Genomic DNA, 21149 nt, shown 5'->3' with positions numbered 1-21149 from the left:
ACGTCGGCCCTGTCGTTCTCTCGACCCGCGCCTATCCCACCGCGTAGAGCACGGTGTCGTTCATGCCGTGGGGGTCGTAGTGGCGCATCCAGAAGCGGTAGCCGGGATGCAGTCCGGCGACCATGTCCATGAGCCGGTACAGGTCCTCGGGCTTGTGATAGGCGCTGAGCGCGAGCTTGGGGCGGAAGCGACGGATGGTCTCCGCACCGCCTTCGATGGCCTCCTGCTCGGCCCCTTCGATGTCCATCTTGATGAAATCCACCCGCTCGATGTTGTGCTCGGCCACGAAATCGTCAAGCCGGACGCCGGGCACCGGGTTGTCGCCCCCGCCGATGCAGGAGCTGCCCCGGTTGGACGAGATGCACAGTTCCTCGTTGCGGTTCCAGGCGGCGTTGAAGCACGGGGTCGTGTTGGCGCAGCCGAAGCGGTCCAGGTTCCGGCGCAGGGCCGCGAACTGGTCGGCCAGGGCCTCGATGGAATAAACGCGGCCGCCCTCGCCCACCAGGCGGGAGAAGGTCACGGCGGAATCCCCGAGGAACGCCCCGACGTCGAGGACCACGTCGCCCGGCTCGGGCATGCAGATGCCGCGCAGCAGGTACTGGCCCGAGCGGAAGCCCTTGCAGAAGGCCTCTTCCTCGGCCCCGATGGACAGGTCGCCCACGCCCGGCGGCTCCGGCGCGGGATAGACGTCCTCCCAGCGCAGGACGAAGGGCAGGGCCAGCCGCAGCTTGAGCCGCCAGAGAAAGACCTCGCGGGACGGCTCGTCCTCCAGCCGGTCGAAGGCCGCCTCGTAGGCCGCCGCGTTGTTGACCAGCGACCAGAACTCGTCGACCACGCCCAGACCGAAGGTCCCCTCGGCCCGGTCCCACTCCTTGTACATCCGGCGGTCCAGGACAAAGGCCAACCGCTTCCAGAGCGATCCGCGCCGACGGCTCGCCCAGCGCCAAACCGCGCCCGCCTTGCTCGGGTATCGCTGCTCCGGGCAACGCGCCAGCAGATCGGCTTCCACTTCCCTGTACAGATCCTGAATTCGCACCGGCACCTCTTCGCCTGGTTGTCGTCGGCCGGTCCGGCCGTATCGCCTTTGACCTACAGGCAAATTCTTGAACAAGCAACGCCGTCGACTCAAGAAAAACAAAAGAGGGCCCGGCGGAGGTCGTCCGCCGGGCCCTTTCCATTCTCGCAAAACGCCTGTTCTAGCTCAGCCAGTCGTCGCCCTCCTCGATGGGGGCGAAACCGCGGCGCATGGTGTTTTCACAGACCAGGCGCGGGTCCAGGAACTGGAGCAGGTAGTCGGGCCCGCCGGACTTGGAGCCCACGCCGGACATCTTGAATCCGCCGAAGGCGTGGCGCTCGACCATGGCGCCCACCGGGGGCTTGTTCAGGTAGAGGTTGCCCACGCGGAACTCGCGGGAGGCGCGCTCCAGGTTGGCCGGGGAGCGGGAGTAGATGGCCCCGGTCAGGGCGAAACGGGTGGCGTTGGCCATGGCGATGGCCTCGCCGATGTCCCCGGCCCGCATGACCGCGAGGACCGGGCCGAAGACCTCTTCCTGGGCGATGCGGTGCTCCGGGGTGATGCCGCCCACGATGGTCAGGGGCACGTAGCAGCCGGTCCCCTTCAGGACGTCGTCCACCTCGCGCTTGACCAGGACGGTCCCCTCGCGCTCGGCGATCTCAACGTAGCGCAGCACGTTCTGCTGCGCCGCGCGGTCGGCCACCGGGCCCATGTAGTTGGCCGGGTCCTCGGACGGGCCGAGCTTGACGGACTTGGCCGCCTCGCTCAGCCGGCTGACGAAGCGGTCGTAGATCGAGTCGAGGGCGATGACCCGGGAGCAGGCCGAGCACTTCTGGCCCTGGAAGCCGAAGGCGGAATAGAGCACGCCGAGCACGGCCTCGTCCAGGTCGGCGTCGTCGTCGATGATGACGGCGTTCTTGCCGCCCATCTCGGCGATGACCCGCTTGCACTGCTGCTGGCCGGGCCGGACCACCGCCGCCCGCTCCTGAATGCGCAGGCCGACCTCCATGGAGCCGGTGAAGGCGATGACCGAGACGTCGGGATGGTCCACCAGATGGTCGCCCATGACCGAGCCACGGCCGGGGCAGTAGTTGAACACGCCGTCGGGCAACCCGGCCGCCTTCCACATCTCCACCAGGCCGTGGCCCACGCAGGAGGAAAGGCCCGAGGGCTTGTAGACCACGGGGCAGCCGCAGACGATGGCCGCCGAGACCATGCCGACAGAGATGGCCAGGGGGAAGTTCCACGGCGCGATGACCGCGGCCACGCCCTTGCCCTGGTAGAGGAGATGGCTCATTTCGCCGGGCGCGTGGCCCATGCGGCGCGGCTTGCCCAGCCGGATCATCTCGCGGGCGTAATATTCCAGGAAGTCGATGGCCTCGCCCACGTCGGCATGGGCCTGATCCCACTGCTTGCCCACCTCCAGCACCTGGAGGGCGGCGGCCTCGTGGACGTTGTCCTTGAGATACCGCGCGGCCCGGAGCAGGACCTCGGCCCGCTCCTCGGGAGCCACGTCGCGCCAGGAGAGGTACGCCTCGGCGGCGGCCTCCACGGCGCGGTCCACTTCCTCGGTCCCGGCCTGGCAGACCGAGCCGATGATCTCGCCAGGGTTGGCGGGATTGTAGGAGTCGAGGGTGTCGGCGGTCTCCACGTCCCGGCCGTTGATGAACAGCGGGACCTTGCCGCCCATGGACGCGCGCAGTTTGGCCATGGCCGCCGGAAAGGCGTTGCGCTCCGCCTCGATGGTGAAGTCCACCAGCGGGAAGTTCTCGAAGCGCGGCAGGCCGGATTCGGACTTGGGCGCGGGGGCCGGTGAGGATTCCTCCAACTGGCGGCGCAGGGTCTCCTGCGGGTTCTCCAGCAGCCGGTTCATGTCCGCCTCGTCGGCGAAGGTCTGCTTGAGGAAGGACTCGTTGGCCGTGTTCTCCAGCAGGCGGCGGACCAGGTAGGCCATGCCGGGCAGCAGGTCGCCGTAGGGGCAGTAGAGCCGGACGCGCTTGGCCACGTTCTTGAGGCCCTTGCGCACGGGTTCGGCCATGCCGTAGAGGACCTGAAACTCGTAGCGGTCCTCGGGCACGTTCAGGGCCTTGGCGTTCTCCATGACCGCAGCGATGGTCCGGATGTTGTGCGACGCGCAGGCGAAATGGCAAATGTCGTGGTTCTCCAGGATGTAGCGGGCCACGCGTTCGTGGGCCATGTCCGACTCGGGCTTCCTGGTCCACACGGGCATGGGCCAGCCGTTCTGCTTGGCCAGCACCGTTTCATAGTCCCAGTACGCGCCCTTGACCAGGCGGATGGAGATGGGGAGGTTGACCTCTCGCGCCCAGGCGATCAGGGAGCGCACGTCCTCATCCACGGAGCGCAGGTAGGCCTGGAAGACGATGCCCAGATGCGGATAGTCGGGGTACTTGGCCCGCAGCCGCTTGTAGAGCTCGACCGTGGCCTCCTTGTACTTGAGCTGCTCCATGTCGATGCACATGAAGCCGCCCATCTCCATGACCTTCTTGTAGACGGGCTCGATCCGGGCCATCATGCCCTTCACGGTGCCGTCCACGTCCACGGCCTTGGACTGGGAGTAGAAGGCCGAGGGCTTGACGGCCACGTTGACCTTGGGGGCATGGCCCCAGTCCAGATCGCCCCCGCCGTCGCCAAGGGGCTTCCACTTGTCCAGCTCCTTGTGGATGGCGTCAAGCACGTCCAGGTAGCCTTCCAGGTAGGCCTGGGACTCCACGGCGGACACCGTGGCCTCGCCCAGCAGGTCGAGGACGAAGGCGAAGCCGTCCTTGCGCAGCTTCTTGATCCCCTTGACCGCCTCCTTGGCCTCCTGGCCGATGATGAACTGGCGGGCCATGGACTCGATGTTGGAGCGGATGGTCTTGTTGAGCACCTTGGCCACAAGGCCGCCGCCGATCATGGTCTTGGTGGCTCCCCATTTGAGGACGTCCGGGACGTTGGAGTCTTCGCCCGCGAAATATTCTTCGATATGGCGGGAAAGGGAGTCCGAGGTGTTCAGGTAAGGAAGAACATCAACAAACCTGAATAGTTGAACCTTGAAATCCTCGTTTTTCATGGACCAATCCATGACCTTTCCGGTCCACCAGCCCTTGTTGAAAATCGAAGGAGATTCGCCGGAAATGGATGTAAAAAACTCCCTGCCCCGGGCGATGACGCTCGGGTCCAGGGAGGAGATTTCAGTGGTCATCTGGGACTCCTTGAATTACGGTGCTATTCGTCTTCGTGATCGAGGGGAATGACGCGCGATTCCTTCACCGTGGTCAACACGATGGTGGAATTGGTTTCGCGCACCGCGCCGATGGTGCCGAACTTGGCCAGCGTGGCCTGCAACGCCTCGGTGTCCTCGACGCGAACCTTGACAAGGTAGGAATCGCGCCCGGCGGTGTAGTGCACCTCCAGGACCTCGGGGAACTCGGCGAGCCGTTGCCCGACCTCAATGGCGCCGACGCCCTCCGCCACGCGAATGGAGGTGAAGGCGGTGAGCCCGCGGCCGAGCAGCTTGTGGTCCACGATGCACTCGTAGCCCTTGATGATGCCCGCCTTGCGCAACTTGCGGACGCGCTCCAGCACGGCGGACGGGGCCTTGCCGACCATGCGGGCAATTTCCGCATTGGACACCTTGCCGTCATCCTGAAGTATGTTCAGGATTGTGAGATCTAGATTGTCAATTTTTCTGTTATTCATGCTTTGAACAAATAATATTCTTTCTCAAGTGTGTCAAGCACCTGGCCCCAGCGCGATATAAAAAAGGGCGCCCCTCTTTTCATTTCTCAAGAGCTTAGATATATTCATCATTCCATACGCCCTGATCGGGCGGGAAACTGTCGGACCCATGAAGAGCAACGTGCCGCAACCCATTTCGCCCTCAACGCCCCCAGGCGCCGCCGTTTCGGCGGGCGTCCGCTCCGGCGTGCTCACCCTGACCCTGTCGGGCGGCCTGGACGCGCCGGGCACCACGGCCATCTGGGACGAGGCGGTCCGCCTGGCCGAGACATCCTCCCAACCCCGTGTGGAGGCGGACCTCGGCGGCGTCCGCTACCTGGACGGAGCCGGGGTGGCCCTGCTCCTCAAACTCCGGGACGCCGTGGCGGCCAGGGGCGGCGCGCTGACCCTGGTCAACCTGGATGAACGATACGTCCACCTGGTTGACGCGGCGTGGCGCAGCGAGTTTCCCGAGTGGAAGACGGGCCAGAGGGAGCGGCGCGGGCTTGCCGAGGCCCTGGGCCAGGCCACCTGCGAGATGCTCCTTGGCCTGCGCGAGATGGTCACCTTCACGGGCGAGGCCTCGGCCATGACCCTCTTCGCCCTGCGCCACCCGTCAAAGATCCGTTGGAAGGACGTCCTGCTCTCCTGCGCCAACGTCGGCGTGAACTCGCTGTTCATCATCTCCCTCATCGGTTTCCTGATGGGGCTTATCATGTCCTTCCAGTCCGCCGTCTCCCTGCAGCGGTTCGGCGGCGAGATATTCATCCCCAACATGCTCGGGCTGATCATGTTCCGCGAGATGGGCCCGCTGGTCACGGCCATCCTGCTGGCCGCGCGCTCGGGCTCGGCCTTCGCGGCCGAGATCGGCACCATGAAGATCAACGAGGAGCTGGACGCCCTGACCACCATGGGGCTCTCGCCCATGCGCTTCCTGGTCATTCCCAAGCTTCTCTCGGCCCTGGCCATGGTCCCGATCATGACCATGTTCTTCAACCTGGCCTCCCTGGTGGGCGGCGCGGTGGTCATGCTCTCCCTGGGCTTCCCCCTGGTCACCTTCACCTCGCGCGTCTTCACCTACCTGAACTACGCGGGCTTCTGGGGCGGCATGCTCAAGGCCGTGGTCTTCGCCATCCTGGTGGCCGGGGTGGGCTGCCTGCGCGGCATGCAGACCCGAACCGGCGCGAGCGCCGTGGGCCTGTCCACCACCAGCGCCGTGGTCTCGGGCATCGTGGCCATCGCCTTTGCCGACGGCATCTTCGCCGTGGCCTACTACTACCTGGGCATCTAGCCATGCAGCAGCGCAAGCCCGCCATATCCGTCCGCCACCTCACCTGCGGCTACGACGACACGGTCATCCTCGACGACATCAGCTTCGACGTCATGGAGGGCGAAATCTTCATCATCCTGGGCGGTTCCGGCTGCGGCAAGTCCACCCTGCTCAAGAACATGATCGGCCTGTACCAGCCCATGTCGGGCCAGGTCCTCTTCGGCGAGGACGACCTGGCCGCAGCCTCCTCGGCCGAGCGCATCGCCCTGACCCGGCGCTTCGGCGTCATGTACCAGATGGGCGCGCTCTTCGGGTCCATGTCCCTGCTGCAGAACGTCATGCTGCCGCTGGAGGAGTTCACCTCCCTGCCCGCCGAGGCCGTTGACCTGATCGCCAAGTCCAAGCTGGCCATGGTCAACCTGGAGCATTCGCTGTACAAGATGCCCGCCGCCCTTTCCGGCGGCATGAAGAAGCGGGCGGCCATCGCCCGGGCCATGGCCCTGGACCCGAAGATCCTCTTCCTGGACGAACCGGGCGCCGGGCTGGACCCAATCTCGTCCGCCGAGCTTGACGAACTGATCCTCAACCTGTCACGAACCCTGGGGATCACCTTCGTCATCGTCACCCATGAGCTGGAGTCCATCTACGCCATCGCGGACCGGGTCATCATGCTGGACAGGAACGTAAAGAGGATCGTGGCCGAGGGCGACCCCAAGGTGCTCAGGGACACGTCAGACAACCCCTTCGTCCGGCAATTCTTCCACCGCCTCCCGTCCGTCCCGGGCGAGGGCGCGGCGCAAACCACCACGGAGCAAGGATAGGCGATGATACGAAAAAACGACTACTTCAAGCTGGGCGCCTTCATCATCGGCGGCACCTGCATGATCGTGGCGGTCATCATCATCCTGGGCGCGGGGCGCTATTTCGAGACCACGTACCAGGTGGAGACGTATTTCGACGAGTCGGTCAACGGGCTGGAGATCGGCTCGCCGGTCAAGTTGCGCGGCGTGCGCGTGGGCCGGGTCTCGGCCATCGACTTCGTCAGCAACATCTATGACAAGGCCAGGGAGCAGGAGCACCGCTACGTCTACGTGCTCTGCGACATCAATCCCGACATGTTCGGCAACCTGGACAAGGACGAATTCAACGACCTGGTCGAACGCGAGATCGGACACGGCCTGCGCGTCCGGCCCACCACCCTGGGTCTGACCGGCCAGCTCTTCCTGAACTTCGTCTACGACAAGAATGCGCCCACGAACGTCCTCAAGGTGGACTGGACGCCCGACGACACCTACATCCCGTCCGAACCCAGCACTCTGAGCCGCATCGAGGCGGCCGTCACCGCCATCAGCGAGACCCTGAGCAGCCTGAACAAGGACGATATCAGCAGCATCATCAAGGACGTCAAGTCCATCGTCGGCGCTCTCAACGACTTCATGCACACCGAGGGCGGCAAGGAGGCGGGCAAGCGCATGATCGGCCTGCTGACCGAGGCGAAGAACCTCCTGGCCAGGGCCAACGAGCTCCTGGCCGACCCGGCCACGGAGCGCCTCCTGCCAGAGGCCGCGCGGACCCTCACCGCCATCGGCGACATCACCACGCGATCCAAGGACGATATCGTGGCCTCGGCCGCCGACGCGCGCCAGGCAATCGCCAGCTTCAAGCGCGCCTCCGACACCATGGCCAGGCTCCTGGCCGACCCGCGCATGGACAAGGCCATGGGCCAGATCGCGCCCACCCTGGAGAACGTGGCCAAGGCCTCGAATGACCTGACCGCCTCGGTCAAGAAGGTCCACGCCCTGGTCAACCGCCTCAACGGCGTGGTGGCCAGCGAGGAGGCGAACATCCACGCCATCATGGAGAGCACGCGCGAAGTCATGGAAAACCTCAGGGAACTGAGCGGGGACGCCAAGCGCTACCCCTCGGGCATCTTCTTCGGCAAGCCGCCGAGCAAGGCCACTCCCGACACCCAATAACGCGGGGACATCGTCATGAAACGCACCCTGACCCTCATCCTGATCCTGGCTCTGGCCCTGGCGGCCTCGGCCTGCGTCAAGCTCGGCGCCAAGCCGATGGACAAGACGTTCTACCGCATCCACCCGGTCCGGACCGGTTCCGCGCGGGCGGACTCCGGCGTGATCCTCAAGCTGCGGCGCATGACCGTCTCCGACCTCTACAACACGCGCGAGCTGGTCTACCAGATGACCGACGGGCGCATCGAATCCGACTTCTACAACATGTACTTCGTGGCCCCCGGCAACATGCTGACCTCGGAGCTGCGCTCCTGGCTCGACGCCTCCCGCCTGTTCCGGGACATCATCGAGCCCGGCAGCATGGTCATCCCCGGCCTGACCCTGGAGGGCACGGTCAACGCCCTGTACGGCGACTACTCCTCGGGCTCTCCGGCCGCCGTGGTCGCCCTCCAGTTTTTCCTGGTGGACGAATCCACGCCCACCAACGACATCGTCTTTTCCAAGGACTACCGGCGGCGCATCGCGCTGTCCCAGCCCGATCCGGCCGCGCTGGTGAAGGCCATGACCGAGGCCGCGCAGTCCATCTTCACCGAACTCGAATCCGACCTGGCCGGAGTCCCGACCATGGCCAGGAAAAAGAACTAAATGGCAAAAAAACAAAAACAAGATCTCTTTCGACCCGAGGAATTCGACGACGACCGCTACGACCGGCCCAGCAAGTCGCAGATGAAGCGGGACATGACCGCCCTGCAAAACCTGGGCGAGGAGCTGGCGGCACTGGGCGAGGCCGCCGTGCGCGAGGCCGGGCTGACCCCCGAGGCCGAGGACGCCCTGCTCCTCATCAAAACCCTGACCAAGCACGAGGCGCGCCGCCGCCATCTGCAATACGTCGGCAAGCTCATGCGCGCCTGCGACACCGAGCGCGCCCGCGAGATCGTGGAGGAAGCGCGCCAGGGCCGCTCGGTCAACGCCGCCGAGTTCCACCGGCTGGAACGGCTGCGCGACCGGCTGACCGACGGCGACGACGACCTGCTCCAGGAGCTCTTCGACGCCAACCCGGATCAGGGCCAGCGCCTGCGCCAACTCACCCTGGGCGCGCGGCGGGAAAAGGTCTCCGGCAAGCCAATGAAGGACGGCCGCGCCCTCTTCCGCCTCCTGCGCGCCCTCCCGCTCCCGGAAGAAAATTGATCCCGCGCCCTTGACGGGGCCGCCAGCGGCTTTATCTAACGACACAAGCACGAACCGGTGCCATTGCACCGATGCCAAGGAGAGCGCATGGTTATTCACGAATATGCCGGAATCGTTACCGAACTGGAAGACCACGACTGCCCGCACTGCGGCAAGCCCATGACGCCCTGGCTCCCGCCGGGGGAGACCGGCTGGGGCGTGATCCTGGTCTGCGAGAACAACAGTTGCCCGTTCTACCTCGGTTCCGAGGCCGACATCGCCAACAAGCGCGACGGCTCCCACCTGGGCTGCCGCTACGCACTGAACCCGGACAATGGGTACAAGCCCATGAACCTCCTGGCCGTCTGTCCCCACTAGCGAACAGCCGCCATAGAACATCCGAGAAAGCCCCGTCCTGCGGGGCTTTCTCGTTTCACTGCCGTCATTGCCGCAGCCGAAGGCTTTCATGGGAAGAAATGATGGATTTTCCCATTCCCCTGCGATCCGTTGGATGATAGAGCAGCCTATCCGAACAGTGAGGGAACAGTCGCACATGATTCAAGAAAAAGGTAAGGCATTCGCGGCGTTGTGGGTGGCGGTCATTCTCTGGGCCAGCTCCTTCGTCGTGCTCAAGATCGCCTTCGCCCACTTCGACCCCATGGTGGTCATCTTCGGCCGCATGTTCATCGCCTCGGCCTGTTTCCTCTTTGTCTTCCGCAAGCTCCGGCACATCGACTACCGGCCCGGCGACTGGAAAAAACTGCTCTTCATGGGCGTGTGCGAACCGGGGCTCTACTTCGTCTTCGAGGCCATGGCCCTGACCCGGACCGACGCCTCCCAGGCGGGCATGATCTGCGCCCTGCTCCCGCTCATGGTGGCCGTGGCCGCCCGCTTCGTCCTGGGCGAGCGCATCACCCGGCGCACCCTCTCCGGCTTTGGCCTGGCCATCGTCGGGGCCGTGGCCCTCTCCGTCGCAGCCAGCGCCACCGAGACCGCGCCCAACCCCGTGCTCGGCAACTTCCTTGAATTCCTGGCCATGGTCTGCGCCACCGGCTACATGATCACCCTCAAGGGGCTGACCCCCCGCTACGGCTCCTGGTTCCTGACCATGGTCCAGGCCTTTGTGGGCTCCATCTTCTTCCTGCCCCTGCTATTCCTGCCGTCCACCCAGTTGCCCGAAACGTTCAACATGACCGGCGTGCTGGCGGTGGTCTACCTCGGCACCTTCGTGTCCATCGGGGCCTACGGCTTTTACAACTGGGGCATGTCCGTGATCCCGGCCTCCCAGGCCTCGGCCTTCATCAATCTCATCCCGGTCATCACCCTGATCCTGGGCTGGATGTTCCTGGGCGAGCGGCTGAACGCCGTGCAGTACGCGGCCTCGGCCGTGGTCATCGCCGGGGTCTTCCTGAGCCAGGACCGCCGGGCCGAAATTCAGGCCGACACTCCGGCCGCCCCCTCGGCCTAGCCTCCCGCCCCTCCCCGGCGCGGGATGAAGACGTCCCCGCCGGGCCATCCGGCCTCGCGCAGCAGCCGTTCCACGCCCCGCTCCCCCGCCTCGCCCACGTCCAGGCTGTAATCGGTGACAAAAGTCGCAATGTGCTCCCGGACAACCTCATCGTCCATCTCCTGCGCATGCTCCTTTATGTACTCCCAGGCCCCGCCCGGATGTTCGCGAGCCCGGAGCAGGCTCTGCCGGATTGCCGCGTTCATGGCCCGCGCCGCCTCCATGCCCAGCGAACGGCGGATGGCGATGCCGCCCAGCGGCACCGGCGACCCGGAGTAGGCCTCCCACCACGCGCCCAGGTCGGCCACCCGGGTCAGCCCCAGCCGCCCGAAGGTGAACCGCCCCTCGTGGATGACCACGCCCGCGTCCACCTCCCCGGCGGCCACGGCGGGCATGATCTGGTCAAAGACCATCTCCCGCGTCCGCACGGTGATCCCGGCCTCGCGGCAGCACAGCGAAAACAGCAAGTTGGCCGTGGTCCGGCGGCCCGGAATGGCCACCTCGCATCCGTCCAGCGACGCGAGATCGCGCGCCTCCCGCGCCACCAGCAGCGGCCCCACGCCGAACCCCATGGCCCCGCCCGCGCGCAGCAGCACGTAGCGGTCCAGGATGCCGGCCACCGCGCCCACCGAGACCTTGACCACGTCCAGCATCCCGGCCGCCGCCCGGCCGTTCAGCGCCTCCACGTCGGCCAACGAAATGGAGAGATGTCCCGGCCAAGGGACCGCTCCCGATGCAAGCCCATGGAAAATATAGGTATCATTGGGACATGGCGAATAGCCGAGGGTCAGGTTCCACATCATCCTAGCTCCTCTCCAGGCCGGAATTTCCGACGAGGTTGACAGGTTCGGCCACCGGAGATAGACATGGTGACCACCTGGTCACCCTTACTCGACGAGGGGCCGAAGCGCAAGACCGGACAAAGGAGCAAGCATGGCGGGAACCAGACAGACCTTCGAGAACCTGCCGGAGGAGAAGCAAGACCGCGTCCTGACCGAGGCCACGCGCGAATTCGCGGACCATGGCTACCAGGACGCGAGCATCAACCGCATCGTGGACCGCCTGGGCATAGCCAAAGGGTCGGTCTTCAAGTATTTCGGCAACAAGGCCGGACTGTTCGAGCACATCTTCAGCCGGGCCGTGGCCGACTTCAAAGGCCCGCTCAAGGCCATCCGCGACACGGACGGCGACTTCTTCAGCCGCATCGAGCAGAGCTTCCTGGCCAGCGGCGCGTTCATCGACGCCCACCCGCTCATCTACCGCATCTATCTCAAGATGCTCTTCAACGAAAACTTTCCGCTCCGGGAACGATTCCTGGGCGAAATCCGCCGGGCCCACGCCAAGTACCTGGGGGCGCTGGTGGACGACGCCGTCGCCTCGGGCGAACTGCGCCCCGGCCTCGACCGCGAAATGACCGTGTTCCTGCTCCACACCATGCTGGACAGGTTCCTGCAAAACCACGCCGTTCCCTCCCAGGACGCGGGCATCGACCCCGCGCCGCGAACCCTGGCGGAGCGGGCCCGGGCCATGACGGAATTCCTCCGCCACGGCCTGGGAGCCTAGGAGACACCATGCAACTGCTCAACAGCGACTATTACGCCAACATGGGGCTCAAGGAGATTCACGCCAAGGTCCAGGCCGGAGAGCGCCTTTCCTTCGAGGACGGCCAACACCTCTTCGAGTGTCCCGAACCCCTGGCCGTGGGCTCCCTGGCCCACCTGGCCCGCACACGCCTGCACGGCGACAAGGCCTTCTACGTCGTCAACCAGCACATCAACTACACCAACGTCTGCGTCAACGGCTGCGCCTTCTGCGCATACCAGCGCGAGGACGGCGCGGACGGCGGCTTCGTCCTCTCCGTGGACGACGTCATCGCCCGCATCGACGACGCGGGCCTCGCCCCGCGCGAGATTCACATCGTGGGCGGCTGCCACCCCCGGCTCCGCCTCGCCTTCTTCGAGGACGTGCTTCGCGCGGTTAAGGCCCGGCTGCCCCAGACCGTCATCAAGGCGTTCACCGCCGTGGAGATCGCCCACTTCGCCGCCCTGGAGGGCTGCTCCCCTCGCGAGGTCCTGGCCCGGCTGCAAGCCGCCGGGCTGGACATGCTGCCCGGCGGCGGGGCCGAAATCTTCGCCTCCCCTGTGCGCGAGCGCATCTGCCCGCGCAAGGCCACGGCCGCCCAGTGGCTGGCCGTACACGAACAGGCCCACGAACTGGGCATCCGGACCAACAGCACCATGCTCTTCGGCCACATCGAGTCTCGCGACGACCGGCTCGACCACCTCGTCCGCCTGCGCGAGTCCCAGGACCGCAGCCCCGGCTACACCTGCTTCATCCCGCTGCCCTTCCTGACCGAGAACAGCAAGCTCAAGGTGAAGAATCCCCTCACCGGCCTGGAGACCCTGCGCACCATCGCCGTGGCCCGGCTCATGCTCGACAACATCCCGCACATCAAGGCCTACTGGGTCATGCTCGGGATCAAGGAGGCCCAGGCCGCCCTCAAGTTCGGGGCCGACGACTTCGACGGCACCGTGGTGGAGGAAAAAATCGGCCACGAGGCCGGAGCCACCTCGCAACAGGGACTGAGCCGCGCCGAACTGCGCGCCATGCTCCGAGGCTGCGGCTGCACGCCCGTGGAACGCGACGGCCGTTTCAACGAGATTTAGGGGAGGATGCCTCCGGCGGCCGGGGGAGGGGGGGGGAGAGGGAACCTTTAAAAAGGGTCGCCTCTCCCCCCCTTCCCCCGGCCCCCATCCCCCCTCACCCCCCAAACTTTTTGGCTCCGCTTCGCGGGGTGGATTGAGCAGGTTGAGAGATATGAATGGATTGAATGAGATTTTTGAAAAAGTTCTGGATGGCGGGCGGTTATCCTTTGATGAGGCGCTTAGGGTCTATACTGATGGGGACTTCCATGAGCTGGGGTTTCTGGCGCACCGGGTTCGGCTGGCCAAGCATCCCGAGCCCGTGGTCACCTACGTGGTGGACCGCAACATCAACTATTCCAACGTCTGCGTCTGCTGCTGCAAGTTCTGCGCGTTCTACAAGAAGCCTGATGAGGACGGGGCCTACGTCCTGTCCTTCGAGGAGATCGGGGAGAAGATCGAGGAGACCAAACGGCTGGGCGGGACCCAGATATTGATGCAGGGCGGGCATCATCCCGACCTGCCGCTCTCTAGGTACGAGGAGATGCTGCGTTACATCAAGGCCGAGCATCCGGTGCACATCCACGCCTTTTCGCCGCCCGAAATCGTGTTCTGGGCAAAACGGGAAGGAATAGCCGTGGCCGAGGTCATCCGGCGGCTGCGCGCTGCCGGGCTGGACTCCATCCCCGGCGGCGGCGCGGAAATCCTGGTGGACGAGGTCCGCGCGGCCGTGGCCCCGAACAAGTGTCTGGCCGGGGAATGGCTCGGTGTCATGGAGGAAGCCCACCATCAGGGGCTCCGGACCACAGCGACCATGATGTTCGGGCACGAGGAGACCCCGGCGCAGCGGCTGGAGCACCTCTTCGCCGTGCGCGACGTCCAGGACCGCACCGGCGGATTCACGGCCTTCATCCCCTGGACCTTCCAGCCGGACCATACCCGGCTCACCCACTGCCGCAAGCTGACCAGCGTGGAATACCTGCGCACCCTGGCCCTCTCACGCCTGGTACTGGACAACGTGGACAACATCCAGGTCTCCTGGGTGACCATGGGCCCGACCATCGCCCAGCTCGCCCTCTTCTTCGGCGGCAACGACTTCGGCTCCACCATGATCGAGGAGAACGTGGTCCGGGCCGCCGGTGTCCGCTTTTCCCTCTCGCGAGAGGAAATCCACCGCCTGGTGAGAGACGCCGGGTTCACTCCCCGGCAGCGGACCATGGACTACACCCCGGTGGGAGGCGCGGCATGAGCGTGCGCCTGGGCCGGATCGGCTACCTGAACGTATTGCCCATCCATCATCCGCTGGAGACGGGCATCATCGAGAACGACTTCGAAATCGTGGCCGGGCCGCCCGCCGAACTCAACCGGCTCATGGACGCGGGCAGGCTGGACCTGTCGGGTTGCTCCAGCATCGAATACGCGCGCCATCCCGACAAATACTACCTGATTCCGGACATCGCCATCGGCAGCCGAGGGCCGGTCCAGAGCGTGCTCCTGCTCAGCCGGGGACCGGTGGAGGAGCTGGACGGCGGGACCATCATGGTCAGCGCCGAGACCCACACCTCGGCCGCCCTGCTCCGCGTGCTCCTGGCCGAACTGTGGCGTGTCAACGTCGAGTACGTCACCGGAGACGCCACGCACCTGCTTGCGTCGGGCAAACGCCCCGAGGCCATCCTGTGCATCGGCGACGAGGCGCTGAACCTGCGCTACCACCCGGACTACCCGGTGCACACCGACCTGGGCGAGGCCTGGCGGCAGCTCACGGGCGAGCCGTTCATCTTCGGGGTGTGGATCGCCAGCCGCGAGAGTTTCGCCCGCGACGAGGCCAAGGTGCGCCGGGCCTGCGAGACGCTCATGGCCGCGCGGCGATGGGGAACGGACCATCTCGCCGAGCTGTGCGTCCTGGCGGCCGAGGGCAGCCGCCTGAACCAGCGGGAAATGTGCTCCTACTTTGTGGGATTGCTCTATGACTTCGCGGAGCCCGAGGTGCGCGGGTTGAACCTGTTCTACCGCAGGCTGAAGGCGCACGGCATCATCGACGCCGTGCCGCCCATCCGCTTTCTTCCAGGAACCGTGGACTATTCCACGGAATAATCGTCGTTGGACTTGGTGCCCTTGCCCGCAAAATCGACAAAGGCGCGCAGGGCCGGAAGCATGTGCCGACCCTCGTTGTACACGAGGTAGAATTGGCGCTTGCCCTCCAGCTCCGGCACGTTGACCCGGACCAGCGCTCCGCTTTCGATGAACCGCGAGGAGGCGAGCCGGGAGGTCACGCAAAGTCCGGCACCGCGCAGGGTATGGGCCAGGGCCTCGTTGGTTCCGTCCACCCAGCAGCGCACGGTCAGGTCGCCGAGGGTCAGGCCGAGAGTGTTTAGCTGGGACTCCAGGGAATGGCGCGTGGCAGAGCCCTTTTCGCGCATAACCCAGGGCATCCGGGCCAGCTCTTCCATGCCCAGGGGACCGTCCTCGCGAGGCAGCCAGTCTGCGCCCTTGGCCGCAATCACAACGGTTTCGTCCTCACAGATCAGCTTCGAGGTCAGCCCTTCTTCCGTCGGCAGCTCACCCACAATGCCCACCGGCCAGTCCCCGGAGGCCACGCGCTTAATGACCTCGGACGAGTCGCCTGTATGCACGGTGAAGGTCACCTGGGGATACCGCGTGAAAAAACTGGAAAGTATGCGAGGCGCAATGTAGAAAGAAGGTATTGTGCTGCACCCGACCGTCACTTCGCCGACCACCTTGTCGCGCAGCATCTCGATGGACGCCCGCGCCTCCTTGAGGTGTTCGAAGACGGCCACGGCGCTCCGGTACAGGACATCGCCCGCCTGGGTGGGGAGCACCTTGCGGCCCAGCCGATCAAAGAGCTTGACCCCAAGCTCGGCTTCAAGGTTGGCCACGTGCGAACTGATCGTCGGCTGTGACAGGAACATGACCTCGCCGGCCTTGGAGAAACTCTGCAATTCGTAGACCTGGCAAAACGCTTCCAGCTTGCGAACATCCATAGACAGATTACCGCCTAACTATTGAAAATATCTATACTTCTCCCCAAAGAAAAGGGGCAGGTCACAGACCTGCCCCTTGTAAACGCTATTCAGCCTTTTCGGATTCGGAGGCCGCGGGGGCCTTCGCCTCTTCGGGCTTCTCGGTCTTGGTCTCTTCCTTGGCGGCAGGGGCGGCCTTCCTGGTCAGCTCGATGATGACCATGGGGGCGCAGTCGCCTTTGCGCGGCTGGGAGAGTTTGAGGATGCGGGTGTATCCGCCCTTGCCGTCGAAACGGGGGCCGATTTCGTCGAAGAGACGCTGCACCATCTGGTGGCTGCCCAGGACCTTGTACGCCTCGCGACGCGCGTGCACGTCGTTGCGCAGGGCCATGGTAACCAGTTTATCGACGATGCGGCGAAGTTCCTTGGCCTTGGGTTCAGTGGTGCGGATCTGCTCGTAGGTCAGCAGCGCCCGGGCCATGTTCTTGAACATGGCGGCGCGGTGCGTATTGGACCGATTCAGTTTCCGGCCGGACTTTCTATGCCTCATTTTTCTCTTTCCTCTTCAACCATTCCTGGTATTTCTTGTCAAAATCCTCGACCGCCATGCCGAACTTGAGGGACATGCTGTCAAGCACCCGGCGGATTTCGTCCAGGGACTTGCGACCGAAGTTCTTGGTCTTCAGCATGGTCTGTTCGGTGCGCTGAACCAGCTCGCCGACCAACTGGATGTTGGCGGCCTTCAGGCAATTGGTGGCACGGACCGAGAGTTCCAACTCGTCGATGGATTTGAAGAGATTCGGATTGAGGTCAATCGAATCCTCCTTCTCCTCGGTGGCCTGGGAAGACAGTTCATCGAAGTTGATGAACACGGAGAGCTGATCCTTGAGGATCTTGGCGCTGTATGCGCAGGCATCCTCGGGAGACACGGAGCCGTCGGTCCAGACTTCGAGGATGAGTTTGTCGTAGTTGGTCATCTGACCGACACGGGCCTGCTCCACGGAGTAGGCCACTTTCTTGACCGGAGAGTAGCTCGCGTCCAGAATGATGGACCCGATATCCTCAATCAGTCCTTCGTGCATGTCGGCCGGAACGTACCCCTTGCCCATGCGGATCTCGAACTCCATCTTCAGAGGACGATCTTCGGTCAGGGTGGCGATGAGCTGATCGCGGTTCAGGACTTTGACGTTCTGATTCTCCTGGATCATGCCGGCCGTGACCGGACCCTTGGCGTTGGCCTCGAGGATGACCTTCTGCGGCTCGTCCGTAGTCATGGCGATACGCACCTGCTTGAGATTGAGCACAACCTCGGTCATGTCTTCAAGGACACCCGGCAGCGTCGTGAACTCGTGCTGCACGCCCTCGATGGAGGCGGCAACAATGGCACACCCCTGCATAGAGGACAGAAGGACCCGGCGCATGGCGTTGCCAATGGTGGTGGCATAGCCGCGCTCCAGCGGTTCGCAGATGAACTTGCCGTAGTTCGCGCCCGACTTGGGATCGCGCACGAGACTTTCGGGCTTCACCAGTTCGTTCCAGTTGCGGGTGTTGATAAGTTTGTCGCCATTCTCAATAAGCATGAGATCCCCTATTTACTTGGAGTACAGTTCGACAATAAGCTGCTCGTTGATCGGGAACTGGATGTCTTCCCGGCTCGGCATGGCCTTGACCGTGCCCTTGAAGTTGGCGCCGTCGGACTCCAGCCACTCGGGGCAGCCGCGGCGGGCGATGACTTCCTGGGCCTCGCCGATCACGGGGATCTTGCGAGCCTCCTCACGGACCTCAATCACGTCTTCGGCCTTGACCTGCATGGACGGAACGTTCACGCGGCGGCCGTTGAGCTTGAAGATGCCGTGGCGCACGAGCTGACGAGCCTGGTCGCGGGAGTTGGCGAAGCCGAGGCGGTAGATGACGTTGTCCAGGCGGCGTTCGAGCAGCGCCAGCAGGTTGTGACCCGTGACGCCCTTCATGCCGTCGGCACGCTCATAGTATTCGCGGAACTGGCCTTCCAGGACGCCGTACATGCGGCGCACCTTCTGCTTCTCGCGAAGCATGACGGCGTAGTCGCTCATCTTGTGACGCATGCGTCCGGAGTGTCCCGGGGGATAGGGGCGCTTTTCGTAAGCGCACTTGTCAGTGTAGCAGCGGTCGCCCTTGAGGAAGAGCTTCTCGCCCTCCCGACGGCAAAGCTTGCATTTTGCTTCAGTATATCTGGCCACGATGAATTCTCCTTACGTTAGACGCGGCGGCGTTTGGGCGGACGGCAACCGTTGTGGGGGATCGGGGTGATGTCCCGGATGAAGGTCACCTTGAAACCGGCGTTGCTGATGGCGCGCATGGCGGCCTCACGTCCGGAACCCGGGCCCTTGACGTAGATGCCGACGGTGCGCATCCCGGAATCCTGGGCGCGCTTGGCAGCGGATTCGGCGGCCATCTGCGCCGCGAAAGGAGTGGACTTGCGGGAGCCCTTGAAGGCGGCGCCGGCGGAAGCCCAGCTAACGACATTACCCTTGACATCGGTGAAGGTCACGATCGTGTTGTTGAACGTGGCCTTGACGTGCGCGATGCCTACGGGAATGTTCTTCTTCTCTTTTTTCTTCCCAGCTCGACGAGGTCTAGCCATTTCGTTGATCTCCGTTAAATAAAAGTCTTATAGACGCGCCACGCCCACGGGGCGGGACGGCGCGAAGCCCGCAAACAGAGCCGCTACTTTTTCTTGCGGCTCATGACGGAGCGGCGGGGGCCCTTCCGCGTGCGAGCATTGGTCTTCGATTTCTGGCCGCGAACGGGCAGGCCGCGACGATGGCGCAGACCGCGATAGCAGCCGATGTCCATCAGCCGCTTGATGTTCGTGGTGATGTCGCGACGGAGATCACCCTCGACCTTGTAGTTGTCTTCAATTTCCTTACGGATGGCGTTGACGTCGTCGGCAGTGAGGTCGTCACTGTTGGTCTTCCAGTCAACGTTGGTATCCGCAAGAATCTTGGCGGCCATGGCGCGGCCGATGCCATAGATGTAGGTCAGCGCAATGTCCATGCGCTTGTTTCTCGGCAGATCTACACCAGCTATACGTGCCATAATTCTTACCCTTTATCCTTGGCGCTGCTTGTGGCGGGGGTTCTCGCAGATCACGCGGAGCACGCCGTTGCGCCGGATTACTTTGCACTTGGAACACACTTTCTTAACAGAAGGTCTGACTTTCATGACCAACTCCAGATTGCTAAATAACAATAATGGACACGCCCCCTTATGGGGGTGGCCTTTTAGACGAAGCTGCGTTTTATACAGCGTTTCAGGATAATAAGCAAGTCAAAAGATTTCATGCCGAAATCACTCGGACAAGCTCAGTATCCGGGGTCCCTCATGTGTGACCGCCACCGTGTGCTCGAAGTGAGCGGACAGTTTCCTGTCCTTGGTCACGGCGGTCCACCTGTCGCCGAGCATTTCCACCTCGTAGCTCCCAAGCGTGACCATCGGCTCAATGGCTAGCACCATGCCGGCTTTGAGAGGAACGCCGGCCATGCCCTTGGGAACGAAGTTGGGGATCTCGGGCTTCTCGTGGAGATGGCTTCCGATCCCGTGCCCGACGAAGCGACGGACTATACCGAAGCCGAACCCTTCAACATATGACTGGATTGCCGCGGAAACGTCATAGAGGTTGTTGCCGGGGACGGCCTGTTCGATACCTATATACAGAGACTCACGGGTTACATCCATGAGTTTTTGGGCCTCGTGGGACACTTTCCCGACACCGAAGGTGCGGGCCGAATCCCCGTAGAACCCATCGTACACGACGCCCATGTCAAAGCTGACGATGTCCCCTTCCTTCAGGATGCGCTCCTTGGAGGGAAAGCCGTGCACGATCTCTTCATTCACAGAACAACACAGGGCATAGGGAAATCCCTGGTACCCCAGAAACGCCGGGCGGACGCCGAACTCGTCGCACCGCTTCCGGCAAATGTCCTCAAAGAGCATGGTGGGCACGCCGGGTTTCACGGCTTCGCCCAACTCGTCGAGAATCTTGGAAACAATACGATTGGCCTCACGCATGAGGCCAATCTCATTATCGTTTTTGAGGAAGACTCCCCTGAATTTCTTCAAGGTGAACTACCTGCCCTTTCCTGCCTTGCCCATCAGGCCTTCATACTGACGCGAGATCATGTAGGATTCGATCTGTCCCATGAAATCCATGGCCACACCGACCACGATCAGCAGCGACGTGCCGCCGAAATAGAACGGCACGCCGAAGTTGCTGATGAGAACCATGGGAACAACACAGACGAATGAAACGTAGAAGGCGCCCCACAGGGTGATTCGGGCCAGCACCTTGTCGATGTACTCCTTGGTGCGGGCGCCCGGGCGGATGCCCGGGACGAAACCACCCTGCTTCTGAATATTCTCCGCGATTCCTTTGGGATCGAACATGATCGCAGTGTAGAAATAGCAGAAGAATATGATGATGCCGATGTACAGGATGTTATATACGATCGAAGTTGGGCTCAGGAATCCGGAGATGTCCTTGAGCCACTGGACGTTGGAGAACTGGGCCACCGTGGCCGGGAACATCAGGATGGAGGACGCGAAGATCGGCGGAATGACTCCCGCAGTGTTGATCTTCAGCGGCAGATGTGTGGTCTGACCGCCGAACATGCGCCGTCCCATCTGACGCTTGGCGTAGTGGATCGGAATTCTCCGTTGGCCGCGCTCCATGAACACGATCATGGCCAGGATGGCGGCCATGAACACGATCAGAAGCAGCAGGATGAACAGGCTGATTTCGCCCACGGTCATCAACTGCACGGTATTGATCAGCGCGGTCGGGAGACCAGCGATGATACCGGCGTAGATGATCATGGAGATGCCGTTGCCGATGCCCT

The 21149-nt window shown here is 63.6% G+C and carries 24 protein-coding genes; 11 read left to right on the top strand and 13 right to left on the bottom strand.

Annotated elements, in window-relative coordinates:
* Positions 1-31: 31 nt before the first annotated feature.
* The 3 genes from PHP91_RS11840 to PHP91_RS11830 all read right to left on the bottom strand — a co-directional run bounded on the left by PHP91_RS11840 (position 32) and on the right by PHP91_RS11830 (position 4714).
* Positions 32-1036, bottom strand: coding sequence for an FkbM family methyltransferase (locus tag PHP91_RS11840; RefSeq protein ID WP_300140794.1), 1005 nt, complete (start codon positions 1034-1036; stop codon positions 32-34).
* 160 nt (positions 1037-1196) lie between these two features.
* A complete protein-coding gene (locus PHP91_RS11835; RefSeq protein WP_300140792.1) occupies positions 1197-4217 on the bottom strand; it encodes a proline dehydrogenase family protein in 3021 nt (1006 codons plus the stop codon).
* Positions 4218-4240: 23 nt separating this feature from the next.
* Positions 4241-4714, bottom strand: coding sequence for an Lrp/AsnC family transcriptional regulator (locus PHP91_RS11830; RefSeq protein WP_300140790.1), 474 nt, complete (start codon positions 4712-4714; stop codon positions 4241-4243).
* A gap of 148 nt (positions 4715-4862) precedes the next feature.
* Here PHP91_RS11830 and PHP91_RS11825 point away from each other — a divergent pair, with 148 nt between their 5' ends.
* The 7 genes from PHP91_RS11825 to PHP91_RS11795 all read left to right on the top strand — a co-directional run bounded on the left by PHP91_RS11825 (position 4863) and on the right by PHP91_RS11795 (position 10610).
* Positions 4863-6023 (top strand): ABC transporter permease, encoded by a 1161-nt coding sequence (locus PHP91_RS11825; RefSeq protein ID WP_300140788.1) that lies wholly within the window; start codon positions 4863-4865, stop codon positions 6021-6023.
* Between the two features lie 2 nt (positions 6024-6025).
* A complete protein-coding gene (locus tag PHP91_RS11820; protein WP_300140786.1) occupies positions 6026-6823 on the top strand; it encodes an ATP-binding cassette domain-containing protein in 798 nt (265 codons plus the stop codon).
* A gap of 3 nt (positions 6824-6826) precedes the next feature.
* Positions 6827-7978, top strand: a complete 1152-nt coding sequence (locus PHP91_RS11815; RefSeq protein WP_300140784.1) for an MlaD family protein — start codon at positions 6827-6829, stop codon at positions 7976-7978.
* Positions 7979-7993: 15 nt separating this feature from the next.
* On the top strand, positions 7994-8620 hold the full coding sequence (locus PHP91_RS11810; RefSeq protein ID WP_300140782.1) for an ABC-type transport auxiliary lipoprotein family protein: 627 nt from the start codon (positions 7994-7996) through the stop codon (positions 8618-8620).
* Positions 8621-9163 carry a ribosome biogenesis factor YjgA gene (gene yjgA, locus PHP91_RS11805; protein ID WP_300140781.1) on the top strand — a complete coding sequence of 181 codons (543 nt, stop codon included), beginning with the start codon at positions 8621-8623 and terminating at the stop codon, positions 9161-9163.
* An 87-nt stretch (positions 9164-9250) separates the two neighbouring features.
* Entirely contained in the window at positions 9251-9520 is a 270-nt protein-coding gene (locus PHP91_RS11800; protein WP_300140780.1) for a hypothetical protein, read from the top strand.
* Positions 9521-9695: 175 nt separating this feature from the next.
* Positions 9696-10610, top strand: a complete 915-nt coding sequence (locus tag PHP91_RS11795) for a DMT family transporter (RefSeq protein WP_300140778.1) — start codon at positions 9696-9698, stop codon at positions 10608-10610.
* Here the strand turns inward: PHP91_RS11795 and PHP91_RS11790 are convergent.
* On the bottom strand, positions 10607-11449 hold the full coding sequence (locus PHP91_RS11790; protein WP_366141563.1) for a 1,4-dihydroxy-6-naphthoate synthase: 843 nt from the start codon (positions 11447-11449) through the stop codon (positions 10607-10609). The two genes, PHP91_RS11795 and PHP91_RS11790, sit on opposite strands and share 4 nt — an antisense overlap.
* A gap of 133 nt (positions 11450-11582) precedes the next feature.
* Here PHP91_RS11790 and PHP91_RS11785 point away from each other — a divergent pair, with 133 nt between their 5' ends.
* From PHP91_RS11785 to PHP91_RS11770, 4 genes are all read left to right on the top strand, one after another.
* Positions 11583-12212, top strand: a complete 630-nt coding sequence (locus PHP91_RS11785) for a TetR/AcrR family transcriptional regulator (RefSeq protein WP_300140774.1) — start codon at positions 11583-11585, stop codon at positions 12210-12212.
* 8 nt (positions 12213-12220) lie between these two features.
* Complete coding sequence (gene mqnE / locus PHP91_RS11780; RefSeq protein ID WP_300140772.1) at positions 12221-13315, top strand: aminofutalosine synthase MqnE; 1095 nt, start codon at positions 12221-12223, stop codon at positions 13313-13315.
* 151 nt (positions 13316-13466) lie between these two features.
* Complete coding sequence (mqnC, locus tag PHP91_RS11775) at positions 13467-14540, top strand: cyclic dehypoxanthinyl futalosine synthase (RefSeq protein ID WP_300140770.1); 1074 nt, start codon at positions 13467-13469, stop codon at positions 14538-14540.
* On the top strand, positions 14537-15385 hold the full coding sequence (locus PHP91_RS11770; protein ID WP_300140768.1) for a menaquinone biosynthesis protein: 849 nt from the start codon (positions 14537-14539) through the stop codon (positions 15383-15385). Before mqnC ends, PHP91_RS11770 begins: the two co-directional genes overlap by 4 nt.
* On the opposite strand, the gene PHP91_RS11765 is transcribed toward PHP91_RS11770, so the two are convergent.
* The 9 genes from PHP91_RS11765 to PHP91_RS11725 form a co-directional block, all read right to left on the bottom strand.
* Entirely contained in the window at positions 15370-16293 is a 924-nt protein-coding gene (locus PHP91_RS11765; protein ID WP_300140766.1) for a selenium metabolism-associated LysR family transcriptional regulator, read from the bottom strand. The genes PHP91_RS11770 and PHP91_RS11765 overlap by 16 nt on opposite strands.
* 85 nt (positions 16294-16378) lie before the next feature.
* Entirely contained in the window at positions 16379-16822 is a 444-nt protein-coding gene (gene rplQ, locus PHP91_RS11760; protein WP_300140764.1) for a 50S ribosomal protein L17, read from the bottom strand.
* On the bottom strand, positions 16812-17852 hold the full coding sequence (locus tag PHP91_RS11755; RefSeq protein ID WP_300140762.1) for a DNA-directed RNA polymerase subunit alpha: 1041 nt from the start codon (positions 17850-17852) through the stop codon (positions 16812-16814). The genes rplQ and PHP91_RS11755 overlap by 11 nt, the downstream gene beginning before the upstream one ends.
* Before the next feature lie 12 nt (positions 17853-17864).
* Complete coding sequence (gene rpsD, locus PHP91_RS11750; RefSeq protein WP_300140760.1) at positions 17865-18491, bottom strand: 30S ribosomal protein S4; 627 nt, start codon at positions 18489-18491, stop codon at positions 17865-17867.
* 17 nt (positions 18492-18508) lie between these two features.
* Positions 18509-18895 carry a 30S ribosomal protein S11 gene (gene rpsK / locus PHP91_RS11745; protein ID WP_300140758.1) on the bottom strand — a complete coding sequence of 129 codons (387 nt, stop codon included), beginning with the start codon at positions 18893-18895 and terminating at the stop codon, positions 18509-18511.
* 83 nt (positions 18896-18978) lie between these two features.
* Positions 18979-19350 (bottom strand): 30S ribosomal protein S13, encoded by a 372-nt coding sequence (rpsM, locus tag PHP91_RS11740; protein ID WP_300140756.1) that lies wholly within the window; start codon positions 19348-19350, stop codon positions 18979-18981.
* A gap of 12 nt (positions 19351-19362) precedes the next feature.
* Positions 19363-19476, bottom strand: coding sequence for a 50S ribosomal protein L36 (gene rpmJ, locus PHP91_RS11735; RefSeq protein WP_300140754.1), 114 nt, complete (start codon positions 19474-19476; stop codon positions 19363-19365).
* A 126-nt stretch (positions 19477-19602) separates the two neighbouring features.
* Positions 19603-20373 carry a type I methionyl aminopeptidase gene (map, locus tag PHP91_RS11730; protein WP_300140752.1) on the bottom strand — a complete coding sequence of 257 codons (771 nt, stop codon included), beginning with the start codon at positions 20371-20373 and terminating at the stop codon, positions 19603-19605.
* Between the two features lie 6 nt (positions 20374-20379).
* Positions 20380-21149: preprotein translocase subunit SecY (locus tag PHP91_RS11725; RefSeq protein ID WP_300140750.1), on the bottom strand; the 770-nt coding region annotated here is incomplete at its 5' end.

It is taken from the genome of Pseudodesulfovibrio sp. (genome assembly GCF_028692895.1).
In the GTDB taxonomy this organism is placed as follows: Bacteria; Desulfobacterota; Desulfovibrionia; order Desulfovibrionales; family Desulfovibrionaceae; genus Pseudodesulfovibrio.
The sequence above is the reverse complement of the archived record's forward strand: the minus strand, read 5'-3'. Positions and strand labels throughout refer to the sequence as shown.

Coding starts and splice junctions, on each gene's coding strand:
- PHP91_RS11835 (WP_300140792.1), bottom strand. CDS start 4,217: ATGACCACTGAAATCTCCTCCCTGGACCCGAGCGTCATCGCCCGGGGC.
- PHP91_RS11830 (WP_300140790.1), bottom strand. CDS start 4,714: ATGAATAACAGAAAAATTGACAATCTAGATCTCACAATCCTGAACATA.
- PHP91_RS11825 (WP_300140788.1), top strand. CDS start 4,863: ATGAAGAGCAACGTGCCGCAACCCATTTCGCCCTCAACGCCCCCAGGC.
- PHP91_RS11820 (WP_300140786.1), top strand. CDS start 6,026: ATGCAGCAGCGCAAGCCCGCCATATCCGTCCGCCACCTCACCTGCGGC.
- PHP91_RS11815 (WP_300140784.1), top strand. CDS start 6,827: ATGATACGAAAAAACGACTACTTCAAGCTGGGCGCCTTCATCATCGGC.
- PHP91_RS11810 (WP_300140782.1), top strand. CDS start 7,994: ATGAAACGCACCCTGACCCTCATCCTGATCCTGGCTCTGGCCCTGGCG.
- yjgA (WP_300140781.1), top strand. CDS start 8,621: ATGGCAAAAAAACAAAAACAAGATCTCTTTCGACCCGAGGAATTCGAC.
- PHP91_RS11800 (WP_300140780.1), top strand. CDS start 9,251: ATGGTTATTCACGAATATGCCGGAATCGTTACCGAACTGGAAGACCAC.
- PHP91_RS11795 (WP_300140778.1), top strand. CDS start 9,696: ATGATTCAAGAAAAAGGTAAGGCATTCGCGGCGTTGTGGGTGGCGGTC.
- PHP91_RS11790 (WP_366141563.1), bottom strand. CDS start 11,449: ATGTGGAACCTGACCCTCGGCTATTCGCCATGTCCCAATGATACCTAT.
- PHP91_RS11785 (WP_300140774.1), top strand. CDS start 11,583: ATGGCGGGAACCAGACAGACCTTCGAGAACCTGCCGGAGGAGAAGCAA.
- mqnE (WP_300140772.1), top strand. CDS start 12,221: ATGCAACTGCTCAACAGCGACTATTACGCCAACATGGGGCTCAAGGAG.
- mqnC (WP_300140770.1), top strand. CDS start 13,467: ATGAATGGATTGAATGAGATTTTTGAAAAAGTTCTGGATGGCGGGCGG.
- PHP91_RS11770 (WP_300140768.1), top strand. CDS start 14,537: ATGAGCGTGCGCCTGGGCCGGATCGGCTACCTGAACGTATTGCCCATC.
- PHP91_RS11765 (WP_300140766.1), bottom strand. CDS start 16,293: ATGGATGTTCGCAAGCTGGAAGCGTTTTGCCAGGTCTACGAATTGCAG.
- rplQ (WP_300140764.1), bottom strand. CDS start 16,822: ATGAGGCATAGAAAGTCCGGCCGGAAACTGAATCGGTCCAATACGCAC.
- PHP91_RS11755 (WP_300140762.1), bottom strand. CDS start 17,852: ATGCTTATTGAGAATGGCGACAAACTTATCAACACCCGCAACTGGAAC.
- rpsK (WP_300140758.1), bottom strand. CDS start 18,895: ATGGCTAGACCTCGTCGAGCTGGGAAGAAAAAAGAGAAGAAGAACATT.
- rpsM (WP_300140756.1), bottom strand. CDS start 19,350: ATGGCACGTATAGCTGGTGTAGATCTGCCGAGAAACAAGCGCATGGAC.
- rpmJ (WP_300140754.1), bottom strand. CDS start 19,476: ATGAAAGTCAGACCTTCTGTTAAGAAAGTGTGTTCCAAGTGCAAAGTA.